This window comes from Actinomadura fulvescens (assembly GCF_039533225.1).
In the GTDB taxonomy this organism is placed as follows: Bacteria; Actinomycetota; Actinomycetes; order Streptosporangiales; family Streptosporangiaceae; genus Spirillospora; species Spirillospora fulvescens.
In genome coordinates this window covers 64,119-82,513 of the sequence record NZ_BAAATD010000007.1, presented here as the reverse complement: position 1 = coordinate 82,513, position 18,395 = coordinate 64,119, and the positions used below count along the sequence as shown (strand labels likewise).

Sequence of the window (18,395 nt, the reverse complement as noted above, 5' to 3'; positions counted from 1 at the left end):
ACGGTGACCTGCCGCTTGGTCGGGACAGAGATGACGAGCGATGTCCGAGAGGCCTTGTTCTCCAGCTTGATTCGCGAGGGTTCGCCCGCATGGGTGGCTCGATTGTCTTCAACGATGTCGAACGCATCGAAGCCGGGCAGAGCTCCGACCATCCCGTTCTTGATCTCTACGGGAGTCAGTGCGGGCGAGGTTCCCGTCTGTGCGCTCACAGCATAGGCTCGCCGCGCCCGTCGCTCACCACAGGGAACGTCCTTCCCTCCGGCGTCCGTGACCTTATGGCCCCTGGGTGAGGCACCATCGAGTGCTGCGTCAACCTGCGATCGCAGAGCACGCTCGGCTTCGGCGACGGTGGGACCGTCGGGCTCGTCATCGCCGCAGGCCGACAGGGCGAGTGCCGTCAGGAGAACGAAGGTGCTCACGCGGCTGGAGCGAGGCCTCGGCATGTACTTAGAATGCCGTATGACAACTCCTGACATGGTGCCGAACCCGAAGTATCAGGAGTTGGAACAGCTGCTTCGCAGCCTCAAGCGGGACGCCGAGCACATCGGGCGGGCGCTCGACAAGCCGATCAAACGGATGGCCAGTCGTCAGGTCTGGGTGAGCGGCAAACGCGGAGCAGCGGACGCCTTCGAACGCGATCTCATCGACCAGCGTCACCGACTCCGCGCGAGCCTCCGCAAACTGATCCAGGCGACCGAGGACGCCTTGCAGCGGACACCCAAGGAGGTCACCCGCGTGGAGGCCACGTTCTGGAATTGAGCAGATCTCAGGGAAGGTCGTGGCTTTCCGCTTTGATCGTGCCGAGGAAACGAGCCCACTCGTCGGGCGCGAAGGTCAGCACCGGCCCAGTGGGGTCCTTGGAGTCTCGCACACCGCAGGCACCCGGCAACTTCGCGACCTCAACGCATTCGGTACCACCACCTTGAGATCGGCTGCTCTTGCGCCACACGAGGCTTGTCCGCATCATTTGGTCGACTCCAACCGTCCCCTCAGGAATGCCCGCGTTTCGTCCTGGGTGAGGGCAACTGTACCCAAACGTTCGAACCGGTCCAGATAGCGGCGAACCTCGCCCTTCTCTTCGAGCAGCCGGTCATCGACTGTGGTCTCCAAGAACACGATGTCCCGCTCAGCAGGATCGTCGAATCCCAAGTACGCGAAGGACTCACCGGCGCCTGGGTAAGGTCCCGCCTCGGAACTGACGACCTGCAACGTCACATTGGGGCGGTCCATCATCTCTAGCAGGTGGGCGAGCTGTGATGCACTGGCGTCGAGGCAACCGATCCTGGCTACCGCATTCTCGTCCACGACGGCGTGCAGCCGACAAGGTCCATCCGGACGCTCAAGGATCTTCTGTCGTTCGAGTCGAGCGCTCACGTGGCGCTTGACCTCGGCGGGATCATCGATGCCTGCCGCGATGGTCACCGCTTCGATGTACTCGGCTGTCTGCAACAGTCCAGGCAGGAAGGTGTGCTGGAAGATTTTGATGGCACTCGCGGCGGACTCGAAGCCTGGGTACTCGTTCTGGAAGACGTCGTTGTATCTGGTCCACCAGCTACGCTGCCGGGCCTCACGAGCCAACCGGATCAGTGCGTCGCGGTCGGGCCCTTCGATCCCGTACACCTCGCAAAGATCGGTCACCGCATCACTGTTGGGCTCGATCCACTTCGCCTTCTCGATGTAGTTGAGCTTGCTCGGGCTCCAACCGAGCTGACTGCACACATCAACCGTGGTCAGCCCTACATCCTTGCGCGCAGCGAGCAGTTTCCTGCTGAGCGCACGCTTCTTGATCGTAGGGCTGTAACCGTGGGCGTGAATCTCAGGCACGCACCTACTGTGCCACGCCCTGTGACAGGGTGGTGGCATTCTGAGATCTTGACGTTCACTTCGAATTTCTACTGCGAGAAATTCCACCCGCTGTCACACTAGGTGGCGATGTCGATGCGCTCGGCGACGGAGCCGGGTCTGGGTGGTGGTCGTGATGCGGGTCCCCTCGGTCGGCTCGCCGTCGAGCCTCGACGGCGGGTGCAGGGTTTGGGCGTTGCCGCCGGACGAGACGTGTGCGGGCGTAGCACGGGCACGGGTGCGCGAGACGATGCGCGGGTTGCCCGAGAAGTTGGTGCGCGACTCGGCGACGATGGTGTCCGAGCTGGCCACGAACGCGTTCGTGCATGCACTCGGGCGACGCCGCCCGGCTCCGTTCGTGCCGGAGCTGTACCTCTATCGGCGCGGCGAACGGCCCGAGCTCGTGGTCAAGGTCTTCGACCGGGTCCCTTGGCAGGGGTCGCTGCCGCAGCGGGCGGCGCCGGGGGCCGAGAGCGGGCGGGGGCTGGAGGTCGTCGCCGCATTGGCCGGTGAGCATGGGGGCAGCTGGGGAGTGCACCGCAGCCGGTCGTGGCTGGACGCGACTCCGGGGAAGGTCGTCTTCTTCTCCGTTCCGATGTCAGCGGCGTGGAGTGCTCCGCGCCGGGGCAGCGGGCAGGCGGTGGGCGAACTGGTGAAGGGGCTCGCGGCGCGGGGGATGGAACCGGTACTTCACAGCCGCGGTCGGGACGTCTCCGTTCTGACAGTGAGAGCTGGGATCACGGTGCGGGTCCGGGGCGAGACGTGTTCGGTCACGATGCCGCCCCTTGGGGCGGTGACGTTTCCGACGTGGGATCTCATCGAGGCCATGGAGGTCATCGTGCGGTGCGGCGAGGATCTCCATGCAGGGTGATGCCGAGCTGCTGACCACCGCTGAGGTGGCGAGGGTTTTTCGCGTCTCCTCGTCTACGGTCTCGGGGTGGGCGGCCCGTGGTCTCCTCCCGTACGTTCGGACTCCGTCGGGCCGCCTGCGCTTCCACCGTGAAGACGTGGACCGCTTCCTCCACACAGGAAGGATCCCTCGATGAACCGTTCACCTGCCGTGGCGATCGCGATTCACCTTGCGATTGTGGCGAGTGCGCTTGTGCTGGCGTTGGTCGCCGGGGCTCCGCTGTTGGTGGGGCTCGGGATCGGTGTCTGCCTCGACGTTGGTGTGGCGCTTGGGTTCGCGCTCGTCAGCGGGTGAGGGCGTAGGACGAGCGGGTCGTGCGGAGGCGGGTGGCGATGGAGTCGACGATCTCGCCGGCGCGGACGGCCGTGTTGGAGAGGAGCGTCGAGGTGATGCCGTGCGTGTGCTCGGTGGCGCCTTGCACGTAGATGCCGCAGCGGACGTTGTCGGTGGTGGCGACGCTGTAGTCGCGTCCGATGCGGAGGCCGCCGTCGGGGAGGCGGTGGCAGTGCTCGCCCGCTTCGCCCAGGAGGGTGAGGGGGTCGCCCGGGCGGTAGCCGGTGGCGTAGACGAGAAGGTCGGCGTCCAGGGTGGTGCGTTCGCCTGTGGGAAGGAAGACCACGGTGGCACGTACGCCGGCCGGGGTCTTGGTGACCTCGATGAGGCGGGAGGCGTTCATGATGCGCAGGCGTTCTCTGCCCTGCACCTTTTCCTGGTAGTGGCGGCGGTAGAGCTCGTCGATGAGGTCGAGGTCGACCACCGAGTAGTTGGTGGACGCGTGGTAGTCGCGCAGCATCCCCTTCACGGGCTCGGGCGCCTCGTAGTAGTGGTCGACGGCGGCCGGGTCGAAGATGCGGTTGGCGAACGAGCTGTCGTCCGCGGGCGTGTAGCCGTACTTGGCGAAGACGGCGCACACCTCGGCGTCGGTGAAGGTGCTGTGCAGGTGGTCGGTCACCTCGGCCGCGCTCTGGCCCGCGCCGACGACGATCACGCGCTCGGGGTCACGGAGGGTGGGGAGGCGGTCGAGCAGTTCCTCGCTGTGCCAGATCCGCTCCTCGCTGACGACGCCTTCGGGGAGGAACGGTTCGAGGCCGGCGGCGATGACGAGGTTGCGGGTGCGGCGGGTGGTCAGCTCGTCGGCGCAGCCGCCCGCGCGGACCAGGACGTCGAACGCCTCGACCGTGCCGTCGGTGGTGACGGGCGTGACGGCGACCACTTCGGCGCCGTACTCCACTTCGTCGGTGAACGACGACGACGCCCATTCCAGGTAGTCGTGGAACTCCATCCGCGAGGGGAACATCGTCTTGTGGTTGATGAAGTCGACCAGCCGCCCCTTGTCCTGCAGGTAGCGCAGGAAGCTGTACTCGCTCGCCGGGTTGCGCATCGTGACCAGGTCCTTGAGGAACGAGACCTGCATGGTGGTGCCCTCGATGAGCATCCCGCGGTGCCAGCCGAACGCCGGTTGCTTCTCGAAGAAGACCGCGTCGATCGGGTCGCCGTGCTCACGCAGTGCGATCGCGAGGGCGAGGTTCGAGGGTCCGAAACCGATGCCGACCAGATCGTGGACATGCGGGGACATGGGGGGCCTTTCAGGAGGGGGCACGCTCATCACGTTTAGGTTAGGCTCACCTAATGAAGGTGAGCCTAACCTGTCGTCTTCCCCCTCACAAGGAGGCACCATGCGGGTCGTGATGTTCGGCTACCAGACCTGGGGGCACCGCACACTGCAGGCACTTCTGGAGTCCGAGCACGAGGTCGTCCTCGTCGTGACGCACCCGAAGAGCGACCACGCGTACGAGAAGATCTGGAGCGACTCGGTCGCCGACCTGGCCGAACAGCACGGCGTCCCGGTACTGCTGCGCAACCGGCCCGGCGACGAGGAGCTGATGATGCGCCTCAAGGAGGCCGACCCGGACCTCATCGTCGCCAACAACTGGCGCACCTGGATCCCGCCGGAGATCTTCAACCTGCCCCGGCACGGCACCCTCAACGTGCACGACTCGCTGCTGCCCAAGTACGCCGGCTTCTCCCCCATCATCTGGGCGCTCATCGCCGGCGAGAGCGAGGTCGGCGTCACCGCGCACATGATGGACGAGGAGCTGGACGCCGGTGACATCGTCCTCCAGCGCGCCGTGCCGGTCGGCCCGGACGACACCGCGACGGACCTGTTCCACCGGACCGTGGACCTGATCGGCCCGATCGTTCAGGAATCGCTCGATCTGATCGCCTCGGGAGAGGCGAAGTTCACACCGCAGGACCGCACGAAGGCCAGCTTCTTCCACAAGCGTTCCCTTGAGGACAGCGCCATCGACTGGACGTGGCCCGCGGAAGACCTGGAGCGCTTCGTCCGCGCGCAGTCCGACCCGTACCCGAACGCCTTCACCTTCTACAAGGGCGAGCGGGTGCGCGTGCTGAAGGCATCGGTTTCCAAGGGCGTCTACGGCGGCACTCCCGGCCGGGTGTTCATCCCCGAGGGCGACGGCGTGGTCATCGTCGCGGGCGCCGGCGCCCGGTTCGGCCGCGACCACGGCCTGGTCGTCGAGCGCGTCCGTACCGAGGACGGCAGGGACCTGCCCGCGCGGGAGGTGTTCCGCACGATGGGCGGCTACCTCACCGATCGCCCCTGACGTGTCCGCCGAGGACGTACAGGCGGAGATCGCGGCGGCGGTCAAGGAGGAGACCGCCGCCATGACCGCGCTGCTCGCCGAGCTGGTCCGCATCCCGAGCGTCGGCGGCTCGCTGGCCGAGTGCGAGATCCAGGACCGGCTGGCCGGATGGCTGCGCGCCGAGGGCCTGGAGACCGACCACTGGGACATCCCGGTGGACGAGGTCGCCGCCGAGGCCGCCTTCCCGGGGATGGAGGCACCGCGCTCGCAGGCGATGGGGCTGGTCGGGCGGCTGCCCGGCGCGGGCGGCGGCCGTTCGCTGATGTTCAACGGGCATGTCGACGTCGTGCCGCCCGGCGAGCTCTCCGGCTGGAGCGGCGACCCGTTCAGCGGGCACGTCCGGGACGGCCTGCTGTACGGGCGCGGCGCCTGCGACATGAAGGGCGGCCTGGTCGCCGCGCTGTTCGCCGTGCGGGCGTTGCGCCGCCTGCCGGCCGCGCTGCGCGGCGACCTGCTGGTCGCCTGCGTGGCGGGCGAGGAGGACGGCGGGCTCGGCTCGTACGCCCTGCTGCGGCGGGGGTGGCGAGCCGACGCCTGCGTGATCCCCGAGCCGACCGGGCTGGATCTCGTCCCGGCGAACGCGGGCGCCCTCACGTTCCGGCTGCGCGTGCCGGGCCGGCCCGCGCACGCCGCCTACCGCGACACCGGCGTGAGCGCGGTCGAGAAGTTCTGGCCGGTCTTCGCCGCGCTGCGCACCCTGGAGGCCCGCCGCAACACGGGCGTCGACCCGCTGATGCGCCGCTGGGCCATCCCGTACGCGATCGAGATCGGCACCGTGCACGCCGGTGACTGGTCGTCCACCGTCCCGGGCGAACTGGTGGCCGAGGGCCGGCTCGGCGTCGCGCTCGGTGAGGACACCCGGACGGCGCGGCAGGCGCTGGAGCAGGTGGTCGCCGAGGCCTGCGCGTCCGACGGCTGGCTGGCGCGCAATCCCGTCCAGGTCGAGTGGTGGGGCGGCACCTTCGCCTCGGGCCGCGCGCCCGAGGAGGACGGCGGGCTGCTCGGGCGCCTCACCGAGGCGCACATCGCGGTGACGGGCGCGGCGCCCGCGTCGTGGGGCGCTCCCTACGGCAGCGACCTGCGCCTCCTCACGGGCCTCGGCGGCATCCCGACCGTGCAGTACGGTCCGGGCGACATCGACCGTATGCACGCCCCGGACGAGTGCGTGCCGATCGAGGAGGTCGCGACCGCCGCCCGGACGCTGGCCCTCCTGGCCGTCGACCACTGCGGTATCCGCTGAACGGCGTATGACAGGATCGAACGAGTTCATTCGGGCAACCGAGGAGGTCCTTGTGCGTATCGGCGTGTCCTTGCGGGAACGGAGCGGGCCTGAGGCGCTGGTCAAACTCACCGACGACATCCGGCGGGCGGCCGACGACGGGTTCGCCTCGGCGTGGCTGTCGCACATCTTCGGCGTCGACGCGCTCACGGCCCTGGCGGTCGCGGGCGGCCAGGTGCCCGGGATCGAGTTCGGCACCGCCGTCGTGCCGACCTATCCGCGCCACCCGGCGACGCTGGCGCAGCAGGCCCGCACGACCGCGCTCGCGCTCGGCCCCGGGCGGCTGACGCTCGGCATCGGGCTCTCACACAAGATCGTCATCGAGGACATGTTCGGCTACGACTTCGGCCGGCCGCTGCGGCACATGGACGAGTACCTGTCGGTGCTCCTGCCGCTGCTCGACGACCAGCCGGTCTCGTTCAGCGGTGAGACCGTACGGGCGCAGATCGGGCTGTCGGTGCCGAACGAGGGCCGCGTGCCCTGCCTGCTGGCCGCGCTCGGGCCCAAGATGCTCAAGCTGGCCGGCGAACGGGCCGACGGCACCGTTCTGTGGATGACGGGACCGGTGACCGTGCGCGACCACATCGCGCCCACGATCACCGCGGCGGCGCAGGCCGCGGGCCGTCCGGCGCCGCGCGTCGTCTGCGTGCTGCCCGTCGGCGTCACCGACGACGTCGCGGCGGCGCGGGAACGGGCGGCCAAGGCGTTCGAGGTGTACGGAACGCTGCCGTCCTACCGGGCGATGATGGACCGGGAGGGCGCGGACGGCCCCGCCGACCTCGCCATCGTGGGCGACGAGGACACGGTCGGCGCCAGGCTCGACGAGCTCGCCAAGGCCGGTGTCACCGACTTCGTGGCGGGCGAGTTCCTGCCGCGCGACGAGGCCGCCCGCACCCGCGACTTCCTGAAATCCCTCATCCGATAGAGTCCCTCATCCGGTAGAGATAATCTCGTAGAGGTCGCCGCCCTCGCGCGGGACCTTCCGGCGGCTGCTGCTAACGTTGCAGTTCACGCGCGTCATGGAGCGAAGTCCGGTGTGATCCCGGCGCTGTCCCGCAACTGTGATGTCCTTCGAGGGTCCCCTCCCGAACGACCGAGCCAGGTCGCCTCCGCACGCGCCGACGACTCTCGACCCTCGCGGAAGGGGCGATCCGTCTTCCACGGGTCACGCCTTCCGGACAGCCATGGAGGCCCCCCTCGTGAGACCCGCACCGAGACCTGTACGTTCCCTGCGCGCCGTCGTCCTGATCGGTGTGGTGGCGCTGGCGGCCGCCGCGTGCGGCGACACCACCGAGTCCGGCGGTGAGAAGGCCGGAAACAGCACAGCGGTCACCGTCCAGGCGGCCAACGGCGCGGTCACGATCCCCGCGCCTCCCAAGCGGATCGTGTCGCTGTCCCCCACGCACACCGAGACGCTCTTCGCCATCGGCGCGGGCAAGCTGGTCGTCGCGGCGGACGAGTACTCCAACTTCCCGGCCGGGGCGCCCAAGACCAAGCTGTCGGGCTTCAAGCCCAACGCCGAGGCGATCATCGGGTACAAGCCCGACCTGGTGGTGCTGTCCGACGACATGGACGGCATCGTGAAGGCCCTGGAGAAGGTGAAGATCCCCGTCCTGCTGGAGCCCGCCGCGACCAAGCTGGACGAGGTGTACGACGAGATCGACGACCTCGGCGTGGCCACCGGTCACCAGCGCGATGCCAAGAAACTCACCGACGACATGCGCGCGAGCATCCAGCAGACCGTCGGGTCGGCCAAGCCCGCGAGCGGCAAGACGCTCAGCTACTACCACGAGCTCGACAACCAGCTGCACACCGTGACGTCCAAGACGTTCATCGGCCAGGTGTACGGGCTGTTCGGGCTGCGCAACGTCGCCGACAAGGCCGAGAAGGCGGCCGGCGGCTACCCGCGGCTGTCGCGCGAGTACCTCCTCAAGAGCGACCCGGACCTGGTCTTCCTCGCCGACACCAAGTGCTGCGGCCAGAACGAGGCCGCCGTCGCCAAGCGCGGCGGCTGGCAGGACCTCGCCGCGGTGAAGGGCAAGAACGTGATCCCCCTGGACGACGACATCGCCTCGCGCTGGGGCCCGCGCCTGCCCGAGTTCGTCAAGGCCATCGGGGCCGCGGTGCAGAAGGCGTCCGCCGGCAAGTGACACCGGCCCGGCTCCGGCCCCTTCAGCTCGGCGCCGCCGTCCTGGTGCTGGCCGCGACGATGCTGGCCGCCCTGCTGGTCGGCGCGGCCGACCTCCCGGTGACCGGCGTCGTGAAGGCGCTGCTCGACCGGGTGCCGTTCGTCGACGCCGACTCGGGCCTCACCGCCGTCGAACGCAACGTGCTGTTCGAGCTGCGGCTGCCCCGGGTGCTGCTGGGCGCGGCGGTGGGCGGGCTGCTCGCCATCGCGGGCGCCGGCTACCAGGGCGTCTTCCGCAACCCGCTCGCCGACCCGTACCTGCTCGGCGCCGCCGCCGGGGCCGGGGTCGGGGCCACGCTGGTGATCGTGGTGATGCCGGGCGACCCGGCGCTCGCGATCCCGCTGGCCGCCTTCGTGGGCGCGATCTCCGGGGTGTTCCTGGCGTACGCGCTCGGCAGCACGGCGGGCCGGGGGAACGGGTCGGGCGCCGCCACGCTGGTGCTCGCCGGCGTGGCGGTGTCGAACTTCCTCGCCGCCGTCCAGACGTTCCTGCAGCAGGCCAACGCGGAGGAGCTGCAGCGGATCTTCTCGTGGATCCTGGGCGGGCTGGGCCTGGCCGACTGGCCGACGCTCGCCATGATCGCTCCGTACGCGATCGTCTCGACGGTCGTGCTGCTGCTGCACGGCCGCCTGCTGGACGTGCTCAGCGTCGGCGAGGAGGAGGCCGCCTCGCTGGGGGTGTCGGCCGCGCGGGTACGGCTGACCGTGCTCGTCGCGGCGTCGCTGGCCACGGCGTGCGCGGTGGCGGTCAGCGGGCTGATCGGGTTCGTCGGGATCGTGGTGCCGCACGTCGTGCGGCGGCTCGCGGGCGGCTCCTACCGGGTGGTGCTGCCGCTGTCACTGCTGATCGGCGCCGCGTTCCTGGAGGTGGCCGATCTCGTCGCCCGTACGGTCGTCGCGCCCGGCGAGCTGCCCCTCGGCGTGGTGACGGCGTTCGTGGGCGCGCCGTTCTTCGTGCTCATCCTGCGCGCGACCCGCAGGCAGGTGGACACATGACGGTCGCGGTACGGGACCTGGACGTCGACCTGGACGGCCGCCCGGTCCTCAGAGGCGTCACTCTGGAGGTGCCCGGCGGATCGTGGACGGCCGTCATCGGGCCGAACGGCGCGGGCAAGTCGACGTTGCTGCGCGCCGTCCTCGGGCTGCGGCCCGCGCGCGGGGAGATCGAGGTCGCGGGCACCGACCTGCGCACCCTCAAGCCCCGCCAGCGCGCGCGGATCGTCGCGTACGCGCCGCAGAGCCCCAACCTGCCGATCGGCATGACGGTCTTCGACTACACGCTGCTCGGCCGCTCGCCCTACATCCCGCACCTGGGCCGGGAGAGCGCGCGTGACCGGGCCGTCGCGTCCGAGGTGCTCGAACGCCTGGACCTGTCCGGGCTGGCCGCGCGCTCCCTCGACCAGCTGTCCGGCGGCGAGCGCCAGCGGGTCGTGCTCGCCCGGGCGCTCGCGCAGCAGACCTCGGTGCTGTTGCTCGACGAGCCGACCACGGCCCTCGACATCGGCCACCAGCAGCAGGTCATGGAACTGATCGACCAGCTCCGGCTCGCCGACGAGCTCACGGTGGTGACGACGATCCACGACCTGACCCTGGCCGGGCAGTACGCGGACCGCCTGGTCCTGCTGTCGGCGGGACGCGTGGCGGCGGCCGGCCCGCCCGCCGAGGTGCTGACGGCGACGGCGGTCGCGGAGCACTTCGACGCGCGCGTACGCGTCGCGCCCGGGCCCGACGGCCGTCCGGTCCTGTCCCTGGAGCGGCCGTGAAGGAGCGCCGTTGAACGTCGAGCTGGTGTGGCGCGAGGAGGACGGCACGGCACTGCCGTCCACGATCTGGCGGGCGGGTCCCGGCATGCGGATGATCTCGTCGGCCCTGGTCGGCGGCGGCATCGGCCCGGCCGCCTGGGTGCTCAACGCGCAGGTGCCGGGCGCCTACGGACGCGTGGACCCCGCGGCGCACCTGATGGAACTGGCGGAGCGGTACGGGCTCTCCGGACCGGGTGTCGGCATGCTCACGGCCGCCGCGGTGGACCGTACGGTCGAACGCTCCGACGAGGGAGTGTCGGTCACCGCGACCGTCGGCCTGCGCGTACCGACGTGGGCCGCCGCCCCGCCCGGCGTCGCCGACCCCGAACTCGCCCCGGCCGTCCGGCAGCCGGGAACGGTCAACATCGTCGTCGCGGTCCCGGTGCCGCTGACCGATGCCGCCCTGGTCAACGCCGTCGTGACCGCGACCGAAGCCAAGACGCAGGCGCTGCTTGAGGCGGGCTATCCCTGCACCGGCACCGCCTCCGACGCCATCTGCGTCGCGGCCCCGGACGGCCGTCCCGGAGAGGCCGAGCCGTTCGCCGGGCCACGTTCGGCATGGGGAGCACGGATCGCGCGGGCCGTGCACGCCGCCGTCCACTCGGGCGCGCTGGACTACACGGCGCAACTCGGCCGCGCCCGCTGACAGGGTCGGCAGGGTCGTGCACCGGCCGCCGCCCCGGTGCGGCGGCCGGTGCTATGCCGGTGCTATGCCAGTGCTCGAAGGAACGCGTCACCTCCTCTCCTGGTCGGCCGGCCTAGGGGTCGATCAGCCGGCGTGGGGCAGTCGCAGTTCGTGGAGGGTATGGACCCCGGTCGGCGGCTCCGGTTCGATCGGCGGCCGCGTCCCGTTCCGCTGCGGGGCGCTCTGGCCCGTCAGCTGGGTGAGGGTGTCGATGTGGCGGCGTGCCCGTTCCGCCTCGGCCCGCGCGGCGTCACGTTCGCCGGTGAGCGCCTGAACGGTCGCGCGCAGTTCCTCCACCGCCTGCGAGAGCCGCCAGTTGTACTGCTCGACCTCGTGCAGGCGCGCCTGGATCTGGTCGCGGTCGGCGACGGCCTGCCCGCGCTTGGTCTCGGCGTCGCGCACGGCCGAACGCAGGTCCTCGGCGGCCCTCTCCGCGGTGAGCCGGGCGGCGGTCGCCTGTTCGACGGCCTCCCTCGCCTCCTCCGACTCGCGAACGGCGGAGTCCCGTTCGGCGATCGCCTGCTCGGCCTCCTTGCGCGCCTCCGCGGCGGTGTTCTCGGCATGGTCGGCACGGGCGCGGGCCAGGGTGGCCTCCTGCCAGGCCGACTGCGCCTGCCGCTGCGAGGCGTCCCGTTCCTCCTGAGCCGCCGCGATCCGGCCCGCCGACTCGGCGTGGGCGGCGGCCACCCGCCGTTCGACCCCGGCGACGCTCAACTCCGCGGCGAGCGAGCCGGCGAGCTGGTCGGCCGCGCCCTCCAGCCGTTCGACGATCTCCCAGGCCCAGGCGACCTGACCGGTCAGGCCCGGGGTCTGGCGGCCGCGTTCGCGCCGCTCGCTCGCCTCCGCCGCGCACCTGCCCTCGTCGTCCTGGCAGTAGCGCACCGTCCGGGCGCCGCGCACCGGCTGCGGGACGGGACGCCCGCAGTTCGCGCACGGCCAGACCGCCACCGCGTCGTTGGCCTCGTCCCCGACCATCGCACCGCCGTCAAAAGGCGCCACCCTCTGGTCCGTCATGCCGGGTAGTACGCAGTCGCCCGCCGAAGCGTTCGAACCGTACGCCGGCAACTTCGGTGTCTTTCCTCCCGTCCCGGCCGCGATGTCAAGATCCGGCCGATAGCGGCCCGGTCAAGCCCCTGACGCGGCGCGATCGTCCTCATACAATCGGAGCGATCCGGGGGGGCGATGACGGCGACGAGGACTGAATGGCCGGACCGGGCGACAGCCAGCGATCGAGCGACGAACACCAGGAGCCGCCACCGCCCGCACGCAGGTCGACCTTCGTCCGCTCGTTCACGGTCGAGCTGGCCACCTCACTGATCGTCTCCTCTCTTGTCGCGTCCTCGCCCCTGCTCCTCGTCCTCTCCCGTGACCTCGGCATCGCCCTCATCGTCTGGGGCGGCGTCTCGCTGGCGCTGCTGGCCGTCCTCGTGGTCGTGCTCTACAACCATCCGGAGTTCCTCCGGAAGGTGCTGGAGCTGCTCCCGGACGACTCGGCGCGGTGGTCCGCGGCCGTGCTGCTCTGGGTCGGGACCGGCGCGGCGCTCGCGGGGCTCGTCCTCGGCGCCGTCGCGGGGGTCCGCACGTGGCCCGGGTCCGGCGGCCCGTGCGAACGCCCGCTGGAGCTGCGGGTGATGACGACCCCCGAGGCACTCACTCCGCTGCGGGCGGCGGCGGCCGACTTCATCGCCGACACGCGGGTCCGGGGATGCCCCCGGTACGCGGTGACCGTCACGGCCGAGCCGGGCGCCACGCCCGTGCGCAACGGCCTCGCCCGCGACTGGGAGCAGGACAGGACCGGCGTCGGGACGCAGCTGCTCGGCCCGCAGCCCGACATCTGGATCCCGTCCTCCCCCGCCGAGTACGACTACGCGTCCGACCGTGCGGATCTCGCCGCGTCCGGCGCCCCGCCGTCGCTGACGCGCCATCCGGCGTCCGTCGGCCGTTCGCCCATGGTGCTCGCGCTGTTCGGCGACGACGACGAGACGGTCTACCGGGAGAACGCCCGTCCGGGCCGCGACACCACGGCCGGGCTGCTCGACCGGTTCAAGGAGGCGGCGCTGAAGGGCATCGCCCGGCCGATCCCGGAGAGCTCCACGGCCGCGCTCGCGGTCACGCCCGTGCTCCACCAGGCGGTCACCAACACCGGTCTCGCCGAGTCGGGCGAGGCCGCCGAACGTTTCGTCAGCCCTCCCGACCTCCTGGCGCCCGACGCCGTGTCGCTGCTGTGCCAGCTCCGCGAGCGGGCGTGGGAACGGGGCGGCGGCCCGCCCAAGGGCTTCGCGATCGCCGTTCCGGAGCACGTGCTGAACGACTACAACGCGGGCCGTGCCCTCGGCGACCGCTGTGACGCGGTCGACGCCGGCAAGGCCCCGTACGACGGCTGGCGGCTCCACCCCTACTACGCCGGCGACCTTCCGGCCCTCGACTACCGCTTCGTCCACGTGAGATGGCCGGGCCAGGACGACCGGGAACGCGACGGCGCGGTGCGGAGATTCCGCGACTGGCTGCGGGACCGGCCGCTGACGCCGCAGGGGCTGCGGGACGCCGGCGGCGTCTTCCGCAAGCCCCGGACGTCCGATCCGGCGCATCCCTACCTGGACGCCCTCGGCCGTCCGGGCGCCACCACCGTGCCGTCGCTGATGAAGGGGACGGACGTGCCCGGCGTCCAGGACTCCCTGGACGCCATCGGGGCCGTCCGCGACAAGGTCCTGGTGTCGCTGCTGATCGACGCCTCCGGGTCGATGAGCTCGCCGACGACCAAGCGCGTGAACCGCTCGCGCCTGACGCACGGCGTCTCGGTCCTGCGCAGCCTCGTCAGCCAGCTCAAGGGCGACGACGTCATCGGGATCCAGTCGTTCGCGCGGGCCACGGGCGACGATCGGACGCCCACGGTGACCACGCACGCGCGCAGCGGGCTGGTGTCCTCCCAGCACGCCGACCTGGTGAGCGGCAAGCTGCAGGCGCAGGTCGCCGCGGGCTCGGACCTGCCGCTGGCCGACGCCGTCGAGGCGGCGGACCTGCAGTCCGGCAAGAAGCACGTCGTCGTCGTCACCGACGGCCAGTCGGCCCGCACCAATCCGGACCTCGAAGCGGCGCTCGGACGGCTGAGGGCGTTCCACGCCAGGCATCCGGGCGTCGTCGTCACGCTCCTGCTGACCGGTCCGTCCGGCTGCGGCACCGCCCCGGCCGCACGGGTCGCGGACGCCGTCGGCGGCCGATGCCGCGAGCTGACCGGCGACCCCGACGAGGTGCAGGCCGCGCGCCTGCTCGCCGAGCTGCGGTGACGGCGATGGCGATGGCGACCGGCGGGACGCGGCACAAGGGCATCCGCGAGCGCACGCGGGAGCACCGGCTCGCGGCCTTCCTGTGCGCCGTGGCGGGAGCGCTGATCGTCGTCGTGGCGGTCCTGGTCCCGCCCTCGTACGACGCGCTCCCCGACGCCTGCGGCGACCGGCTCACGATCGCGGGCGGCACCGACGTCAGCCTCGGCAACCGGCGCCGGGCACTGGTGGAGAGCTGGAACAACGGCGCCCGGGCCTCGCGTCCGCAGGCCCGGCTCGTCGAGGTGTCGCCGTCGGCCGACCTTCAGTACAGCCAGCTCAAGGCCGCGCAGGAGACCGGCACCTGCGCCTACGACGTGCTGATCATGGACGCGCAGTGGACGGCGGAGTTCGCCCGCGACGGCCGGCTCAAGGCCCTCGACGAGATCGACGAGGGGGCGCTCGCCGACTCCCGGGACTTCTTCCCCGCCGTGCTCGCCATGGGGGCGTACAAGGGCCGCCAGTACGCGGTGCCCTTCAACCTCGACGTCGGGCTCCTCTATCACCGCGACAAGGCCAGGGTCCCGGCGCAGCCGCGGGACTGGCCGAACGAGGCCCACACGGCCCAGCTCGGCGACTACGAGGGGCTGACGGTCAACGCGCTGGAGTTCGCCTGGAACCACGGTGCCGCCGACGTGCTCACCGGGACGCGCCGCCCGAGCCGGGCCGAGCTGGCCGGCCGGGTCCATCCCGCGCTCACGGCCGTCGCGCGGCGCATGCGCCCGGGCAAGCCGCTCTCGACGTCGCTGCTGCGCGGGTTCAAGGAGCAGGAGAGCATCGACGCGTTCACCGACGGCGGTGACGACGCGCTGCTGCGCCACTGGCCGTACGCCTACCGGCACCTGGCCAACGACCCGCGGCTGCGCGACGGCGGCGACCTGCGGTTCGGTGTGACGGCGCCGCCCGGTCACACCGTGCTCGGCGGCCAGAGCCTGGCGGTCTCGGCCAGCTCCCGCCACCAGCGCGACGCGCTGGCGCTGATCCAGTACCTCACCGGCACCGAGAGCCAGCAGCAGATCTTCTCCTGCGGCGGCTTCGCCCCGGCCCGCTTCTCCGCGTTCGGCCTCCCTCCCGGCGTGCTGCGGCCGGGCGCGGTGCGGTCGATCGCCACCTGCTCGCAGCGGGAACGGCAGGCGACCGGCCGCGACAACGCCGGCGGGGAGCCCGACAGCGTGACGTCCGAGCGGCTCACCGAGCTGGCGAAGGCCGTCGTGGCGGCCCTGACGCGGGCCCGGCCGCGCCCGGTGACCGAGCACTACGCCACGTTCTCCACGACGTTCCGCGGCTGCGCCCGCAAGATCCTCACCGGCGCCGGCGTGGGGCGCGAGGCGTTCGCCGCGGCCGTCGACGACGCCCTGGACGGCAAGACCGCCTCCTGCTGAACGCCGTGGCGTGCGTGGATCAGGCGGTGGTGAGGGCGGACCGGGCCATCGTGTGGAGCAGCCCCGCCATGGCTTCGCGGTCGAGGGCGGCGGCACTGTACGGGGTGGAGTTGAGCAGGCCGAAGCAGGCGTGCACGGCGGCGCGGGTGCGGTCCTCGGGCAGGCCGGGACGCAGGCGGCGCAGGACGCGGACCCATTCCTCGACGTAGGCGCGCTGGAGCCGGCGGATCTCGTGGCGCTGCGTCTCGGGCACGTTGTCGAGCTCGCGCTCGTGCACGGTGATCAGCGCGGGATTGTCGAGGGCGAACGCGATGTGCCAGCGCAGGAGGGCGTCGAGCGCCCGGGCGGCCTCGGGCTCGGCGGCGCGGCGCAGGCCCTCGGCGTGCAGGCGCCGGCTGATGTCGAGCAGCATCTCGGCGAGCACCGCCTCCTTGCCGCTGAAATGGCGGTACAGGGCCGGGCCGGTCAGGCCGACGGCGCGCCCGACGTCCCCGATCGAGGCGCCGTGGAAGCCGCGCCGCGCGAACAGCTCGGCGGCGGCGGCGAGGATCTCCGTCCGGCGCGTGGGGACCTCGGGTGTCGCCGGCCCCGCGGGAGAGGTCATGATGGAAGTCTAGACCGGCGATGTTAATGACCATTAACATCACCGTGTTAACGTTCATTAACTGGCGGCCAGTCAGTCTTACCAGTCGACGAGGACGGGTGATGACCGGACCTGAGCTGGGCACTCGCGCCGATCCCGCGAGCGAGGCGTTCAAGCGCAACGCCGAGCACAACGCGGAGCTCGCCGCCGCGCTGCGCGAGCACCTCGACCGCGCCGGGCGCGGCGGGCCGGAGCGGGCACGCGAACGGCACGTCGCGCGCGGCAAGCTACTCCCCCGCGACCGGGTGGACACGCTGCTCGACCCGGGTTCGCCCTTCCTGGAGCTGTCGCCGCTGGCCGCGCACGGCATGTACGACGGCGAGGCCCCCGGCGCGGGGATCATCACCGGCGTCGGCCGGGTCGCCGGCCGCGAGTGCGTGATCGTCGCGAACGACGCCACGGTCAAGGGCGGCACCTACTACCCGGTCACGGTCAAGAAGCACCTGCGCGCCCAGGAGGTCGCTCTCCACAACCGGCTCCCGTGCGTCTATCTCGTCGACTCGGGCGGCGCGTTCCTGCCCAGGCAGGACGAGGTCTTCCCGGACCGTGAGCACTTCGGCCGGATCTTCTACAACCAGGCGACGATGTCCGGCCGCGGCATCCCGCAGATCGCCGCGGTGCTCGGGTCGTGCACGGCGGGCGGCGCGTACGTCCCGGCGATGAGCGACGAGGCCGTGATCGTCCGCGGCCAGGGCACGATCTTCCTGGGCGGCCCGCCGCTGGTGAAGGCCGCCACGGGCGAGGTCGTCACCGCCGAGGAGCTCGGCGGCGGCGAGCTCCACTCGCGCGTATCCGGCGTCACCGACCATCTGGCCGACGACGACGCGCACGCGCTCCGGATCGTCCGCGACATCGTCGGCACGCTCGGGCCGCGCGAGCCCCGCCCCTGGGAGACGGCGGCGCCGGAGGAGCCCGCGGCCGACCCCGGCGAGCTCTACGGCGTCGTGCCGCCCGATCCGCGCACGCCGTACGACGTCCGCGAGGTGATCGCCCGGATCGTCGACGGCAGCCGCTTCCAGGAGTTCAAGAAGGAGTACGGCGCGACGCTGGTCACCGGCTTCGCCCGCATCCACGGCCACCCGGTCGGGATCATCGCCAACAACGGCATCCTGTTCGGCGAGTCGGCGCAGAAGGGCGCGCACTTCATCGAGCTGTGCGACCGGCGGAGCGTGCCGCTGGTCTTCCTGCAGAACATCACCGGCTTCATGGTCGGCCGCGAGTACGAGGCGGGCGGCATCGCCAAGCACGGCGCCAAGATGGTCACGGCCGTCTCCTGCGCCCGCGTGCCGAAGTTCACCGTCGTGATCGGCGGCTCGTTCGGCGCCGGCAACTACGCGATGTGCGGCCGGGCGTACTCGCCCCGCTTCCTGTGGATGTGGCCGAACGCGCGCATCTCGGTCATGGGCGGCGAGCAGGCCGCCAGCGTGCTGGCGACCGTGCGGCGCGACCAGCTGGAGACGCGCGGCGAGGACTGGCCCGCGGCGGCCGAGGAGGAGTTCAAGGCGCCGATCCGCGACCAGTACGAACGCCAGGGCAACCCGTACTACTCCACGGCCCGGCTCTGGGACGACGGCGTGATCGACCCCGCCGACACGCGGCGGGTGCTGGGTCTCGGGCTGTCGGTGGCCGCCAACGCACCGCTGGAGCCGGTCGGCTACGGCGTCTTCCGGATGTGAGTGCC

19 protein-coding genes are annotated in these 18,395 nt (G+C 71.4%); 14 read left to right on the top strand and 5 right to left on the bottom strand.

Going from position 1 to position 18,395, the window contains the following annotated elements; translation table 11 throughout:
• The first annotated feature begins 411 nt into the window (after positions 1-411).
• A complete protein-coding gene (locus tag ABD333_RS25495) occupies positions 412-759 on the top strand; it encodes a hypothetical protein (RefSeq protein WP_344544841.1) in 348 nt (115 codons plus the stop codon).
• 7 nt (positions 760-766) lie between these two features.
• On the opposite strand, the gene ABD333_RS25490 is transcribed toward ABD333_RS25495, so the two are convergent.
• Together ABD333_RS25490 and ABD333_RS25485 are read right to left on the bottom strand one after the other, a co-directional pair.
• Positions 767-964 carry a DUF397 domain-containing protein gene (locus ABD333_RS25490; protein ID WP_344545401.1) on the bottom strand — a complete coding sequence of 66 codons (198 nt, stop codon included), beginning with the start codon at positions 962-964 and terminating at the stop codon, positions 767-769.
• A complete protein-coding gene (locus ABD333_RS25485; protein WP_344544840.1) occupies positions 964-1,824 on the bottom strand; it encodes a helix-turn-helix domain-containing protein in 861 nt (286 codons plus the stop codon). The genes ABD333_RS25490 and ABD333_RS25485 overlap by 1 nt, the downstream gene beginning before the upstream one ends.
• A 154-nt stretch (positions 1,825-1,978) precedes the next feature.
• Between ABD333_RS25485 and ABD333_RS25480 the strand changes: the two genes are divergently transcribed.
• Genes ABD333_RS25480 through ABD333_RS25470 form a run of 3 tightly spaced genes read left to right on the top strand, consistent with a single transcriptional unit; the run spans position 1,979 to position 3,046 of the window.
• Positions 1,979-2,713: an ATP-binding protein gene (locus tag ABD333_RS25480; RefSeq protein ID WP_344544839.1), complete on the top strand. Its 735-nt coding sequence runs from the start codon at positions 1,979-1,981 to the stop codon at positions 2,711-2,713.
• Positions 2,703-2,888 (top strand): helix-turn-helix domain-containing protein, encoded by a 186-nt coding sequence (locus tag ABD333_RS25475; RefSeq protein ID WP_344544838.1) that lies wholly within the window; start codon positions 2,703-2,705, stop codon positions 2,886-2,888. The genes ABD333_RS25480 and ABD333_RS25475 overlap by 11 nt, the downstream gene beginning before the upstream one ends.
• Entirely contained in the window at positions 2,885-3,046 is a 162-nt protein-coding gene (locus ABD333_RS25470; protein ID WP_344544836.1) for a hypothetical protein, read from the top strand. The genes ABD333_RS25475 and ABD333_RS25470 overlap by 4 nt, the downstream gene beginning before the upstream one ends.
• Here ABD333_RS25470 and ABD333_RS25465 read toward each other — a convergent pair.
• Positions 3,036-4,328, bottom strand: a complete 1,293-nt coding sequence (locus ABD333_RS25465) for a lysine N(6)-hydroxylase/L-ornithine N(5)-oxygenase family protein (RefSeq protein WP_344544834.1) — start codon at positions 4,326-4,328, stop codon at positions 3,036-3,038. The two genes, ABD333_RS25470 and ABD333_RS25465, sit on opposite strands and share 11 nt — an antisense overlap.
• A gap of 100 nt (positions 4,329-4,428) precedes the next feature.
• Here ABD333_RS25465 and ABD333_RS25460 point away from each other — a divergent pair, with 100 nt between their 5' ends.
• The 7 genes from ABD333_RS25460 to ABD333_RS25430 all read left to right on the top strand — a co-directional run bounded on the left by ABD333_RS25460 (position 4,429) and on the right by ABD333_RS25430 (position 11,330).
• A complete protein-coding gene (locus ABD333_RS25460) occupies positions 4,429-5,376 on the top strand; it encodes a methionyl-tRNA formyltransferase (protein ID WP_344544832.1) in 948 nt (315 codons plus the stop codon).
• Between the two features lies 1 nt (position 5,377).
• Positions 5,378-6,655 carry an ArgE/DapE family deacylase gene (locus ABD333_RS25455; RefSeq protein ID WP_344544830.1) on the top strand — a complete coding sequence of 426 codons (1,278 nt, stop codon included), beginning with the start codon at positions 5,378-5,380 and terminating at the stop codon, positions 6,653-6,655.
• 52 nt (positions 6,656-6,707) lie between these two features.
• Positions 6,708-7,619 (top strand): LLM class F420-dependent oxidoreductase, encoded by a 912-nt coding sequence (locus ABD333_RS25450; protein WP_344544828.1) that lies wholly within the window; start codon positions 6,708-6,710, stop codon positions 7,617-7,619.
• A 274-nt stretch (positions 7,620-7,893) separates the two neighbouring features.
• Positions 7,894-8,844, top strand: coding sequence for an ABC transporter substrate-binding protein (locus ABD333_RS25445; RefSeq protein WP_344544826.1), 951 nt, complete (start codon positions 7,894-7,896; stop codon positions 8,842-8,844).
• Positions 8,841-9,878: a FecCD family ABC transporter permease gene (locus tag ABD333_RS25440; protein WP_344544824.1), complete on the top strand. Its 1,038-nt coding sequence runs from the start codon at positions 8,841-8,843 to the stop codon at positions 9,876-9,878. The genes ABD333_RS25445 and ABD333_RS25440 overlap by 4 nt, the downstream gene beginning before the upstream one ends.
• Positions 9,875-10,645 (top strand): ABC transporter ATP-binding protein, encoded by a 771-nt coding sequence (locus tag ABD333_RS25435; RefSeq protein WP_344544823.1) that lies wholly within the window; start codon positions 9,875-9,877, stop codon positions 10,643-10,645. Before ABD333_RS25440 ends, ABD333_RS25435 begins: the two co-directional genes overlap by 4 nt.
• Positions 10,646-10,655: 10 nt before the next feature.
• Positions 10,656-11,330, top strand: a complete 675-nt coding sequence (locus ABD333_RS25430; RefSeq protein ID WP_344544822.1) for an adenosylcobinamide amidohydrolase — start codon at positions 10,656-10,658, stop codon at positions 11,328-11,330.
• 123 nt (positions 11,331-11,453) lie between these two features.
• Here the strand turns inward: ABD333_RS25430 and ABD333_RS25425 are convergent, their stop codons facing one another.
• Entirely contained in the window at positions 11,454-12,383 is a 930-nt protein-coding gene (locus tag ABD333_RS25425) for a hypothetical protein (protein ID WP_344544820.1), read from the bottom strand.
• A 188-nt stretch (positions 12,384-12,571) separates the two neighbouring features.
• Between ABD333_RS25425 and ABD333_RS25420 the strand changes: the two genes are divergently transcribed.
• Both ABD333_RS25420 and ABD333_RS25415 read left to right on the top strand, forming a co-directional pair.
• Complete coding sequence (locus tag ABD333_RS25420; RefSeq protein WP_344544818.1) at positions 12,572-14,653, top strand: vWA domain-containing protein; 2,082 nt, start codon at positions 12,572-12,574, stop codon at positions 14,651-14,653.
• A gap of 5 nt (positions 14,654-14,658) precedes the next feature.
• Entirely contained in the window at positions 14,659-16,071 is a 1,413-nt protein-coding gene (locus ABD333_RS25415) for an extracellular solute-binding protein (protein WP_344544816.1), read from the top strand.
• 19 nt (positions 16,072-16,090) lie between these two features.
• Here the strand turns inward: ABD333_RS25415 and ABD333_RS25410 are convergent, their stop codons facing one another.
• Complete coding sequence (locus tag ABD333_RS25410) at positions 16,091-16,675, bottom strand: SACE_7040 family transcriptional regulator (protein WP_344544815.1); 585 nt, start codon at positions 16,673-16,675, stop codon at positions 16,091-16,093.
• A 101-nt stretch (positions 16,676-16,776) separates the two neighbouring features.
• Between ABD333_RS25410 and ABD333_RS25405 the strand changes: the two genes are divergently transcribed.
• A complete protein-coding gene (locus ABD333_RS25405) occupies positions 16,777-18,390 on the top strand; it encodes a carboxyl transferase domain-containing protein (protein ID WP_344544814.1) in 1,614 nt (537 codons plus the stop codon).
• The last annotated feature ends 5 nt before the right edge of the window (positions 18,391-18,395 follow it).

Bases quoted from the DNA above. Each gene is read 5' to 3' on its own strand.
- ABD333_RS25490 (WP_344545401.1), bottom strand. From the start codon at position 964: ATGCGGACAAGCCTCGTGTGGCGCAAGAGCAGCCGATCTCAAGGTGGT.
- ABD333_RS25480 (WP_344544839.1), top strand. From the start codon at position 1,979: ATGCGGGTCCCCTCGGTCGGCTCGCCGTCGAGCCTCGACGGCGGGTGC.
- ABD333_RS25475 (WP_344544838.1), top strand. From the start codon at position 2,703: ATGCAGGGTGATGCCGAGCTGCTGACCACCGCTGAGGTGGCGAGGGTT.
- ABD333_RS25470 (WP_344544836.1), top strand. From the start codon at position 2,885: ATGAACCGTTCACCTGCCGTGGCGATCGCGATTCACCTTGCGATTGTG.
- ABD333_RS25465 (WP_344544834.1), bottom strand. From the start codon at position 4,328: ATGTCCCCGCATGTCCACGATCTGGTCGGCATCGGTTTCGGACCCTCG.
- ABD333_RS25460 (WP_344544832.1), top strand. From the start codon at position 4,429: ATGCGGGTCGTGATGTTCGGCTACCAGACCTGGGGGCACCGCACACTG.
- ABD333_RS25435 (WP_344544823.1), top strand. From the start codon at position 9,875: ATGACGGTCGCGGTACGGGACCTGGACGTCGACCTGGACGGCCGCCCG.
- ABD333_RS25425 (WP_344544820.1), bottom strand. From the start codon at position 12,383: ATGACGGACCAGAGGGTGGCGCCTTTTGACGGCGGTGCGATGGTCGGG.
- ABD333_RS25420 (WP_344544818.1), top strand. From the start codon at position 12,572: ATGGCCGGACCGGGCGACAGCCAGCGATCGAGCGACGAACACCAGGAG.
- ABD333_RS25415 (WP_344544816.1), top strand. From the start codon at position 14,659: ATGGCGATGGCGACCGGCGGGACGCGGCACAAGGGCATCCGCGAGCGC.
- ABD333_RS25410 (WP_344544815.1), bottom strand. From the start codon at position 16,675: ATGACCTCTCCCGCGGGGCCGGCGACACCCGAGGTCCCCACGCGCCGG.
- ABD333_RS25405 (WP_344544814.1), top strand. From the start codon at position 16,777: ATGACCGGACCTGAGCTGGGCACTCGCGCCGATCCCGCGAGCGAGGCG.